This window comes from Sphingomonas sp. AOB5 (assembly GCF_029433115.1).
Classification (GTDB): Bacteria; Pseudomonadota; Alphaproteobacteria; order Sphingomonadales; family Sphingomonadaceae; genus Sphingomonas.
In genome coordinates this window covers 1-9,408 of record NZ_JARNTV010000093.1, presented here as the reverse complement: position 1 = coordinate 9,408, position 9,408 = coordinate 1, and the positions used below count along the sequence as shown (strand labels likewise).

The 9,408-nt window shown below is 66.5% G+C and carries 9 protein-coding genes; 5 read left to right on the top strand and 4 right to left on the bottom strand.

Annotated features, from left to right (window positions below; translation table 11 throughout):
- From P1X14_RS20835 to P1X14_RS20825, 3 genes are all read right to left on the bottom strand, one after another.
- On the bottom strand, positions 1–1,973 hold a 1,973-nt coding region (locus P1X14_RS20835; RefSeq protein WP_277317344.1), incomplete at its 3' end, for a transglycosylase domain-containing protein.
- A gap of 425 nt (positions 1,974–2,398) precedes the next feature.
- The gene (locus P1X14_RS20830; RefSeq protein WP_277317343.1) at positions 2,399–3,991 is read right to left on the bottom strand and encodes a serine hydrolase; all 1,593 of its coding nucleotides are present in this window, start codon (positions 3,989–3,991) and stop codon (positions 2,399–2,401) included.
- A 77-nt stretch (positions 3,992–4,068) separates the two neighbouring features.
- A complete protein-coding gene (locus P1X14_RS20825; protein ID WP_277317342.1) occupies positions 4,069–4,635 on the bottom strand; it encodes an HNH endonuclease in 567 nt (188 codons plus the stop codon).
- 101 nt (positions 4,636–4,736) lie between these two features.
- Between P1X14_RS20825 and P1X14_RS20820 the strand changes: the two genes are divergently transcribed.
- The 5 genes from P1X14_RS20820 to egtD all read left to right on the top strand — a co-directional run bounded on the left by P1X14_RS20820 (position 4,737) and on the right by egtD (position 8,851).
- Entirely contained in the window at positions 4,737–5,699 is a 963-nt protein-coding gene (locus P1X14_RS20820; RefSeq protein WP_277317341.1) for a glutamyl-Q tRNA(Asp) synthetase, read from the top strand.
- Positions 5,700–5,708: 9 nt separating this feature from the next.
- Positions 5,709–5,939, top strand: a complete 231-nt coding sequence (locus P1X14_RS20815) for an HIG1 domain-containing protein (RefSeq protein ID WP_277317340.1) — start codon at positions 5,709–5,711, stop codon at positions 5,937–5,939.
- 7 nt (positions 5,940–5,946) lie between these two features.
- Positions 5,947–6,519, top strand: a complete 573-nt coding sequence (locus P1X14_RS20810) for a cob(I)yrinic acid a,c-diamide adenosyltransferase (protein WP_277317339.1) — start codon at positions 5,947–5,949, stop codon at positions 6,517–6,519.
- A gap of 87 nt (positions 6,520–6,606) precedes the next feature.
- Entirely contained in the window at positions 6,607–7,872 is a 1,266-nt protein-coding gene (gene egtB, locus P1X14_RS20805; protein WP_277317338.1) for an ergothioneine biosynthesis protein EgtB, read from the top strand.
- Position 7,873: 1 nt separating this feature from the next.
- Positions 7,874–8,851, top strand: coding sequence for an L-histidine N(alpha)-methyltransferase (gene egtD, locus P1X14_RS20800; RefSeq protein WP_277317337.1), 978 nt, complete (start codon positions 7,874–7,876; stop codon positions 8,849–8,851).
- 124 nt (positions 8,852–8,975) lie between these two features.
- On the opposite strand, the gene P1X14_RS20795 is transcribed toward egtD, so the two are convergent.
- Positions 8,976–9,408: DUF1176 domain-containing protein (locus tag P1X14_RS20795; protein WP_277317336.1), on the bottom strand; the 433-nt coding region annotated here is incomplete at its 5' end.

Here is a 9,408-nt window from a genome sequence, read left to right as displayed (position 1 = left end):
GCGCCGCGATCCTCGACCCCGGGCCGCGCCGGAATCGTCAGTTCGTCGCGGCGCCGGTCGTCGGGCGCAGGCGGCGGCGCATTGCCGGGATTGGTGTCGACCGAAGTCTGCACGTCGCTGCCGCTGATGATGCCGTCGATCACGTCGCCAAGGTCCGGCGAATCGTCTTCGGTCACATTGTCGATCAGGGGCGGCGGCGCCGCCACGGCCGGGATATCGAGTGCGTCGATCATGAAGGTGCGCCACACCCGCGCCGGCATGCCCCCGCCCGACAGGCCGGGGATTGCCGAATTGTCGTCGTTTCCGACCCATACGCCGACCACCAGATCGCCGGCATAGCCGACGAACAGCGCATCCTGCCCGTTCTGCGTCGTCCCGGTCTTGCCGAAGGTCGGAATCGACAGGTTCGCGCTGCGTCCGGTGCCGCCGTTCACCACGCCCGATAACATGCTGCGCATATCCGCCAGCGTGCGGTCGGGATAGCCGGTCGGCCCGCCCAGCTGCCGCGACAGCCAGTCCTGATCTTCGCCATTCTCGGCCAGCCCGCGCGGCCGTACCGGATAGCTGCCCTCGGCGATCGAGGCATAGGCTGCGGTCAGCTCGAGCAGCGAGACGGTGGAGGTGCCCAGCGCTATCGAGGCTTCGTTGCCGATCGGCGTGGAAATGCCCAGATTGCGCGCTTCGCGGATCACCTTGGCGATCCCGACTTCCTGCGCCAGCCGCACCGCGGCGACATTGCTAGACCTGGCAAAGGCCTGGCGCAGCGTGATCCGCCCCGAATAGCGCCCGCCGCTATTCTCGGGCGACCAGTCGCCGATCGTCAGCGGCGTATCGTCCACCATCGAATCCGGCGTCATCCCGTCGCGCAGCGCGGCGAGATAGACGAACAGCTTGAAGGTCGATCCTGGCTGGCGCCGCGCCATCGTCGCGCGGTTGAACGGGCTGGCGGCATAGCTGTTGCCGCCCACCATCGCGACCACGCGCCCGTCGGGTCGCATCGCCACCAGCGCGATCTGCGTCTCGCGCAGCCCGGCGCTGCGCACCGCGCGCTCGGCGGCGCGCTGCATGCCCGAATCCAGCGTGGTGCGCACGCGCTGCTCGGTTGCGATCTCGCCCGCGCGGTCGCGTGCCTGGGGCAGCACCCAGTCGGCGAAATAGCCGCCGCTTGGCAGCTGCTTGACCTTGTCGACCTTGAGCACTGCGGGCCGCACATCGGATGCCTCACCCTTGGTCAGGAAGCCGGCATCGACCATCGCCGCGATCACCAGCTTCTGCCGGTCGCGCGCGCCCTTCAGATTGCCGGTCGGCGCGAGCCGCGACGGCGCCTGCACGAGTCCGGCGAGCATCGTCGCCTGGCTGATCGTCAGATCCTCGACATCGACGCTGAAATAGTGCCGCGCCGCGGCGCGCAGCCCGTACACATTGTCGCCGAAATACACGTACGACAGATATCGCGACATGATCTCGTTCTTGGTCAGCCACGCCTCGAGCCAGAACGAGATCAGCACTTCCTGAAACTTGCGCGCCGCGGTGCGGTTCGAGTTGAGGAAGGCGTTCTTGGCCAGCTGCTGTGTGATCGTGCTGCCGCCCTGCGATCCGCCGTCATTGCTGATATTGTGGATGAAGGCGCGCATGATCCCGCGCGGATCGACGCCCCAATGGCTTTCGAAGCGCCGGTCCTCGATCGCCATGAACGCTTCGCGGACATGATCGGGCAGTTGCGCCGCGTCGACCGGCTTTTCGATGATCGCGCCGCGCCGGGCGATCTCCTTGCCGTCGGAATCGAGCAGGGTGATCGAGGGCGGCGCAGGCGGCTGGAGCGACTTGGACAAGGGCGCAGTGAACGCCAGCCACGCCACTGCCAGGATGAACAGGATGATGAACGCGCCCAGCCCGCGCATCGACCAGCGCCACCAGTTGAACCGGCGGCGCACCACCGGCAGGTTGGTGGTATAGCCGCCCGCCGGCACCATTGCGCCGAAATCGATCGGCGGCGGGGGAGGGGGTGGTGGCGGAGGTGCGGTCCGGACTGTCTTCGCAGCCTTCGCCTCGGGCGGCGGCATGCCCCCGGTCAGCTCCAGCGGCTCGGGCGGCTCGAACCAGTTCTGGACTGCCGCGATCGCCTTTTTCGCCTTCTCGCTCGCGGCCTCGGCCGCTGCCTTGGGCGAAGGCCGTTTCGGCTTGTCCTCGACAGCCGGAAACACCGCCTTCGTGACGGCAGGCTTTACCGGTGCCGGGGCAGGCCGCGCGCGCGCCGGTTCCTGCGGGGCCGCGGGCCGCCGCAGGGGAAAGCGCTGCTCGAAACTGTCGTCGTCCTTCGCCATCGGCCCCTAGCTTGCCGTCAGGTTGCGGCAGAAACTAGCCCAACCCGTGTATTATATCAATAATACAGCACATTCTACCGCACCGGCACGAACGAAAGGTCGTGGAAATCGTAGCTGAAGTCGGCCAGCGGCGAGAGTGCCTTCATCGTCACGCCGGTCACCGCGCCGTCCTTCACCACGAAGGTGACCACCGCATCCTCGCCTGCTTCCTGCGCGAAGCGGGTGCGGAACGCGTCCGGCCCCCAGGGTTCGAGCACGCTCTTGAACACGGGAGTCGGGGTGAAGTCGATCGAGAGCTTGCCGCCCTTCTCGGTCACTACGATGTCGCCATACCAGGCATCGCGATAGCGGCCGGTATAGGATTTGAGCGGCAGGCTCGGCGCGCCCGGCGGCGCCTTGTCGATCCCGCCCGAGACCTGCGCCAGCGCATCTTCCTGGCCCTTCTTGGTCCGCGCGACATAGCTGCCGACCCAGTCGAACGCAGGCGCGCCAAGCAGCGCATCGAGCAACGCGTTGCGGATGCCGCCCGACACGCCGTCCTCGGTATTGCTGAACACCGCCACGCCGATGCCCTTGGACGGGATCATCGCGGTCTGCGTCACCTGACCCGAAAGCCCGCCCGAATGCGACACCATCCGCCGGCTGCGATAATCCTGCACGAACCAGCCCAGCGCATAGGTGCCCAGCACCGAACGCACCGGATTGGCGTCGGTCGGCCCGTCGCTCGATCCGACGATCACCTGCGGCGTCCACATCTCCTTCGCCTGTGCCGGACTCCACAGCGCCTTGCCGTCGGGCAGCTTGCCCTGCGCCAGCTGCACCTGCAGCCATTTGGCGATGTCGGTCACGCTGGCATTGATTCCGCCCGCGGCGTCGATCATCGGGCTTTCGTCGGCCTTGATTACTTTCATCGGCCCGATCCCGCGCACCGGCGGCCCCAGCCGGGCATGGCGGCCCACCACATTGTCGGTCTTCAGGTCGCCGCGCGTGGTCACCGCATCACTCATCCCCAGCGGGGCCAGCAGGCGCGATCCGATAAACGCGTTCCAGCTCTGGCCCGACACCCGCTCGATCAGCAGCCCGGCGACCAGATAGAGGATATTGTCATAGTCATAGCCCGCCCGGAAGCCGCGCGCGGGCTTCAGATGCGGCAGCGCCTTCAGCACATCCGCCGCGACATGAGTGGATTCGGGGAAATACATCAGGTCGCCAGCACCCAGCGGCAGCCCGGAACGATGCACCAGCAGGTCGCGCACGGTCATCATCGCGGTGACCGCGGGATCGTGCATCCTGAACTCGGGGATATGCTTCACGACCGGGTCTTCCCAGCCGATCTTGCCTTCCTCGACCAGCAGCGCGAGCGCGGCGGCGGTGAAGCTCTTCGAATTGGAAGCGATGCCGAAACAGGTGTGGGTGTCCACCGGCGCGGCCTTGCCCATGGTCCGCACGCCATAGCCCTTCAGGAACGGCTCGGCGCCGGCCCGCACGATCGCCACGCCGATGCCGGGCGTCTCGAACGCCGCCATGAACGGCTTCACGATGGCGTCGATACCCGCTTCGTCCAGATCGGCAGCCGCGGCCCATGCCCAGGACGGGATCGTCAGCGCCGCGCCGCTGCCCAGCCCAAGCGCAATCGCCCGCCGCCGATCGATCTGAAACCCGCTCATCCCATGCTCCCGATTGTTGCGGGCGAGCTTAGCCTCACTGCGCGCCGGAGGCACAACCGATTTCTCCGCGCCGGAAACTAAGCCTCCAGCTCGACGTCCCAATAGAGCCAGTCGTGCCAGGTTTCGTGCAGATGGTTGGGCGGAAAGCGCCGACCATGTTCCTGAAGCTGCCAGCTGGTCGGGCGGATCGGCTGGATATGCAGCGGCATCGCGGCCTGTTTCGGGGTGCGTCCGCCCTTGCGGAGATTGCACGGCGCACAGGCAGTCGCGACATTTTCCCAGGTGGTGCGCCCGCCCTGCGCGCGGGGAACGACATGATCGAAGGTCAGGTCGCGAGGGGATCCGCAATATTGGCAGACGAACTTGTCGCGAAGGAAGAGATTGAACCGGGTGAAAGCGGGGAAGTTGGAAGGTTTCACATATTGTTTGAGCGCGATGACCGAAGGGATCTTCAGCCTCGCGCTGGGACTTCGGATTTCGCGCTCGTAATGCGAAACAATGTCCACCCGATCGAGGAACACGGCCTTGATCGCTGTCTGCCAGGGCCACACGCTCAGCGGATAATAGGAAAGCGGCGTATAATCGGCATTCAGGACGAGCGCGGGACAACTGTCCGGATGACGGATCAGATCGGGATGATACATGCGTGCGCCATGCCCCCTGTTGCTACGCCCGATCCAGTCGCCCGGAACCGTGACATGGGTATGACAGCATATGCCGCGACTCGTGGTCAAGGGCCGGTTTGATGGTTATCCACAGCCGATTCGCGCCCAGCCCCACCGGGCGACTCCATATGGGCCACGCATGGTCCGCGATCCTCGCCCATGACTTCGCCCGCGATGCCGGGGGCAGCTTCACGCTGCGGATCGAGGATATCGACGGCACCCGCTCGCGCCCCGAACATGTCGCCGCGATTTTGGCGGACCTCGAATGGCTCGGGCTGAGATGGGACGGGGAGGTGACGTTCCAGTCGCAACGCCTGCCGCGCTACGAAACAGCCCTCGATCGCCTGCGGGAGATGGGCCTGCTCTACCCCTGCTTCTGCACCCGAGCCGATATCGCCGCCAGCCTCACCGCTCCCCACGGCCCCGAGGGCGCGATCTATCCGGGAACGTGCCGCGGACTGGAATTGCCCGACCTGAGCAAGCCGCATTGTTGGCGGCTGGATATGGAAAGAGCGCTCGCAATTCTCCCTCTCCCATCGGGAGAGGGAAGGGGCCCGCCGCGAAACGGTGGGAAGGGTGAGGGTGACCAGCCGACCGCTCACCCTCACCCTTCCGCGCCTCCGGCGCTCCCTCCCTCTCCCGATGGGAGAGGGAATTTGATCTGGCACGACCATGGCGTCCCGATCCCCGCCGATCCCCTGATCCACGGCGACGTCGTCCTCGCCCGCAAGGACGCGCCTGCCAGCTACCATCTCGCCGTCACCATCGACGACGCCGCGCAGGGCATCACCCATGTCATCCGCGGCAAGGATCTGTTCGCCGCCACCCATGTCCACCGGCTGCTCCAGGCGCTGCTCGATCTGCCTACCCCCGAATATCGCCACCACGACCTGCTGACCGGCGCCGATGGCCAGCGGCTCGCCAAGCGCCACGGCGCGCCGACCCTCGAAGCGATGCGGTTCGCCGGGGTCGACGGACGCGCGCTGGCGGACCAGCTTCGCCGCGGCCAGCTTCCGGTTGGAATCGTTCCGGCAAAGGACTAGATGCAACCCATGCTGCTGTTTCTATCGATCCTGCTCGTCGCGGCCGTGCTCGCCGTCCTGTTCGTGCTCATCAAGGGGCTGGTGAACATGGCCGGCACCACCACCGCCGATCTGGAAGGCGAAGGCCCCAGCCAGCGCGCGCTCAAGTCGCAGCAGCTGATGCGTCAGCGCATCCTGCTTCAGGGCGGCGCGATCGCGATCATCGCGCTCATCCTCGTGATGCTGTCCGCCGGGCGCTAAAGCGCCGATGGTCAAGCTCAACAAGATCTACACCCGCACCGGCGACGACGGCACGACGGGCCTTGTCGACGGGTCGCGCCTGCCCAAATCCGATCCGCGCATGGCCGCGATCGGTGATGTCGACGAGGTGAACTCCGCGCTCGGCGTCGCGCGCACCCATTTCCCCGATTCCGAGAGTTTCGACGGCATGCTCGCGCGGATCCAGAACGATTTGTTCGATTTGGGCGCCGATCTGGCGACGCCGCTGGATGGCGATCAGACCTATGCGCTGCGCGTCACCATGGCCCAGTCCGAATGGCTCGAGCATTCGATCGACCGGATGAATTCGGCGCTCGATCCGCTGCGCAGCTTCGTGCTGCCCGCGGGCGAACCGGGCGCGGCGGCGCTCCACATGGCCCGCTCGATCGCGCGCCGGGCCGAGCGTTCGGCGGTCCTTGCCGGTCAGAGTGTCGACATCCGGCCCGAAGTACTGATCTATTTGAATAGATTGTCGGATTTCCTGTTCGTCGCCGCGCGCGCGGTGAACCAAAGCGGGGCTGGCGACGTTCTGTGGGTTCCGGGAGCTTCGCGGGCAGGCTGATCTCCTTGAAACGTTCCGGTTGCGTGCCGATCTGTTGACCGATCGCCGGTTGACTTTGCCGGCCGCGTTCTGGAAAAGGAGAACAGAATGCGAACAAATCTTGCCCCGGCCGATTCTTCGCTTGCTGCCCGGTTTCAGCAGGTCCGGACGCTCAGCACCGATCTGGTCGCGCCGCTTTCCGATGCCGATGCCACGATCCAGTCGATGGACGATGCGTCCCCGGCCAAATGGCATCTGGCGCACATCACCTGGTTCTTCGAAACCTTCGTGCTGCGTGACCATGTGCTGGGCCATGCGCTCCACGACGAACGCTACCCCTTCCTGTTCAACAGCTATTACGAGGCCGAGGGACAGCGCCATGCCCGGCCCCGCCGCGGCATGCTGTCGCGCCCGTCGCTCGACGAGATCCTCGCCTATCGCGCCGCAGTCGATGCCGCGATGATCGCCGCGATCCCGTCGCTTCCTCCGCAAGCGCTCGCGCTGGTCGAACTCGGCCTCAATCACGAAGAACAGCATCAGGAATTGCTGCTCACCGATATCCTCCACCATTTCTCGGTGAACCCGCTCGAACCCGCTTTGTGGGCTCCCGCGCCAAAGGTGCCGGTGGCGATGCCGGGCGAGATCGTCTGGATCGAGGGCGCGGCGGGGATCGCGGTCATCGGTCACGATGATAGGCAATCTTCGCCACGTTTCGCGTTCGATTGCGAAGGTCCGCGGCACGAGGTGCTGCTCCACCCGCACGCCATTGCTGATCGCACCGTGACCAATGGCGAATGGGCCGCGTTCATTGCCGATGGCGGCTATCGCAATCCGGCCCTATGGCTCTCCGACGGCTGGGGCTGGGTACAGGCCGAGGGGATCGAGGCCCCGCTATACTGGCGGCAGGAACGCGGGGCATGGACCCGTTTCGGGCTGGATGGCCGCCGCCCGGTCGATCCCGCGGCACCGGTGACGCATGTCAGCTTCTTCGAGGCCGATGCCTATGCCAGCTGGGCCGGCGCGCGCCTGCCGACCGAATTCGAATGGGAAGCCGCCGCTGCCGCGCACGATCCCGATGGCGGCAATCAGCTCGATGCGGCCGGCGCGACCGAACCGCGGCCCTCGTCCGGCGGTCCGGCATTCTTCGGCGACGTCTGGGAATGGACCGGCAGCGCCTATCGCCCCTATCCCGGCTTCCGCGCGGCCGAAGGCGCGGTCGGCGAATATAACGGCAAGTTCATGAGCGGGCAGTTCGTCCTGCGCGGCGGCAGCTGCGCCACCCCGCGCGGCCATGCCCGGGCGAGCTACCGCAACTTCTTCTACCCCCATCAGCGCTGGCAGTTCACCGGCGTGCGTCTGGCAAGGGACGTCTGAGATGCTGAAGCAGGAAATCGAAGACGGCCAAGCGTCGCTCGCGGACCCCAATTTCCGCGCCGATGTGCTGACCGGTCTCGCCGCCACGCCGCGCGCCATCCCCGCGCGCTGGTTCTACGACCGGCGCGGTTCGGAACTGTTCGAGGCGATCACCGACCTCCCCGAATATTATCCCACCCGCACCGAGACTGCGCTGCTTGAGCGCATCGGCCCCGAACTCGGCGCGCTGGCCGCAAGCAACGCGGCGGTGGTCGAATTCGGCTCCGGCTCCTCGGCCAAGACGCCGCTGCTGCTGCGCGCGATCGATCCCGCCGCCTATGTGCCGATCGACATTTCCGGCGATTTCCTGCGCCATTCCGCCCGCGAATTGTCCCAGGCCTTTCCGGGACTCCCGGTCCTGCCGGTCGAAGCGGATTTCCTCCGCCCGGTGCCGCTGCCGCCCCAGGTCGAGAACCTGCCCAAGCTCGGCTTCTTCCCCGGATCGACCATCGGCAACATGAATGCGTGGCACGCTGTCGATCTGCTGCGGGCGATGCGCGAATGGCTGGGTGATGGCGCGCGGCTGCTGATCGGGATGGACCGGGTCAAGTCGCCCGACGTGCTGATCCCCGCCTATGACGATGCGCAGGGCGTGACCGCCGAATTCAACCTGAACCTGCTCGAACGGATCAATCGCGAGCTGGACGGCACCATTCCGCTCGACGCCTTCCGTCACCGTGCGATCTGGAATGCGGGCGCGGCACGGATCGAGATGCATCTGGAGGCGATCCGCGACATCGACTTCACCGTGGAAGGGCGGCCCTTCGCGATGCAGGCGGGCGAGACGATCCACACCGAGAACAGCCACAAATACGGCCCCAACGGCGCGCGTCAGCTGCTGCGCGCAGGCGGCTGGACCCCGATCGAGGAATGGACCGATCCGCAGGACTGGTTCGCGCTGATTCTGTGCGAAGCCCAGCCGATCCGCCGGGCGCCTTAGCTGTCGGCGGCACCGGCCCGCTTCCCCACCCGGCCTCCCATTCAGCATATTCTGTGGGAGGCCGGGTGGGGGAGCGGGCCGGTGCCGCAACCGGTTCAGCTTAGCTGAACCGCACAAAGAATCTCTATTTCCACACCGGATTGGCGCGGTAGCTGGTCAGCCACAGCCCGCCGCGCCAGCACGCGCCCAGTTCGTTGGTCAGCGTCATGCGGAAGCGTTCGCCGTCCCAAACCCAGATCTGCGACGTGCCGCAATCGCCGGCATTGTTCTTCACGCTGCTCACCAGCTCGCCATTGCTCCAGGCATGGTTGGTGATCGCCACCACCGGCGCCGCGTCCTGACCGCCCGGCGTCCGGTCGAACCGCGCCGGGGTCGTCTTGCCGCCGCGCACGGTGAAGGCGAGAAACTGCGAATTGGTCGGCCCCGCGAGGCAGGGGATCATCGCCAGCACGGTCCGCGTATCGAGCCGGTGATAGGCGGGCTTCAGCTCGCCCGGGCGGCATCCGCTCGCATCGGACAGGCGGCGCAGTTCGGCGGCATCGAGCGGGCGCGCGGTC

Bases quoted from the DNA above. Each gene is read 5' to 3' on its own strand.
- P1X14_RS20830 (WP_277317343.1), bottom strand. From the start codon at position 3,991: ATGAGCGGGTTTCAGATCGATCGGCGGCGGGCGATTGCGCTTGGGCTG.
- P1X14_RS20825 (WP_277317342.1), bottom strand. From the start codon at position 4,635: ATGTATCATCCCGATCTGATCCGTCATCCGGACAGTTGTCCCGCGCTC.
- P1X14_RS20820 (WP_277317341.1), top strand. From the start codon at position 4,737: ATGGTTATCCACAGCCGATTCGCGCCCAGCCCCACCGGGCGACTCCAT.
- P1X14_RS20815 (WP_277317340.1), top strand. From the start codon at position 5,709: ATGCTGCTGTTTCTATCGATCCTGCTCGTCGCGGCCGTGCTCGCCGTC.
- P1X14_RS20810 (WP_277317339.1), top strand. From the start codon at position 5,947: ATGGTCAAGCTCAACAAGATCTACACCCGCACCGGCGACGACGGCACG.
- egtB (WP_277317338.1), top strand. From the start codon at position 6,607: ATGCGAACAAATCTTGCCCCGGCCGATTCTTCGCTTGCTGCCCGGTTT.
- egtD (WP_277317337.1), top strand. From the start codon at position 7,874: ATGCTGAAGCAGGAAATCGAAGACGGCCAAGCGTCGCTCGCGGACCCC.